The sequence below is a fragment of the Vibrio sp. M260118 genome (assembly GCF_036533755.1).
Lineage (GTDB): Bacteria > Pseudomonadota > Gammaproteobacteria > Enterobacterales > Vibrionaceae > Vibrio.
The window spans coordinates 1-374 of sequence record NZ_JATABG010000736.1 but is presented as its reverse complement, the minus strand read 5'-3'; the positions used below and the strand labels follow the sequence as shown (position 1 = coordinate 374).

The following is a 374-nucleotide window of genomic DNA, read 5'->3' as shown; positions in this document are numbered from 1 at the left end:
ACCTGACGCTCTCAAAACGCTCCAGGAGCGTTTTTAAGCACTTATCCTTACCTACTTAGCCAGAAATCGGGCTGTAAGTTTGTGACGCTTTCAGAGCGATTTACAGGGCAAAAAGTTCGCTGTTCGATTGAAACAAAAAACGCCCTCTAAGGGCGTTTTTTCTATGTTTTCATCTTATCGATGGCATCTTTGGTGATCAGCTCGTTAGCTATCTCCAAGTTCTCTTTGTACTTCTTCTCTTTGTACTTCTCATATTCAAAGCGAGATAACGAACTTCTCGGATCGTACTCGTAATGCTGACAGAATTGCTCAAAAGTAACAGCTGCACTCATAGACACCTCTTAATCTTTAAACTGAAAACTTCGCATAAAGCT

At 41.2% G+C, this 374-nt stretch carries 1 protein-coding gene; it reads right to left on the bottom strand.

Features of this window, described 5'->3' with window-relative positions; genetic code table 11:
- Nucleotides 1-161: 161 nt before the first annotated feature.
- Nucleotides 162-332, bottom strand: a complete 171-nt coding sequence (locus QTO00_RS20920) for a hypothetical protein (RefSeq protein ID WP_158090427.1) — start codon at nucleotides 330-332, stop codon at nucleotides 162-164.
- Between the last annotated feature and the right edge of the window lie 42 nt (nucleotides 333-374).

What these genes read in the sequence shown, in the direction of transcription:
- QTO00_RS20920 (WP_158090427.1), bottom strand. Translation starts at nt 332, where the DNA reads ATGAGTGCAGCTGTTACTTTTGAGCAATTCTGTCAGCATTACGAGTAC.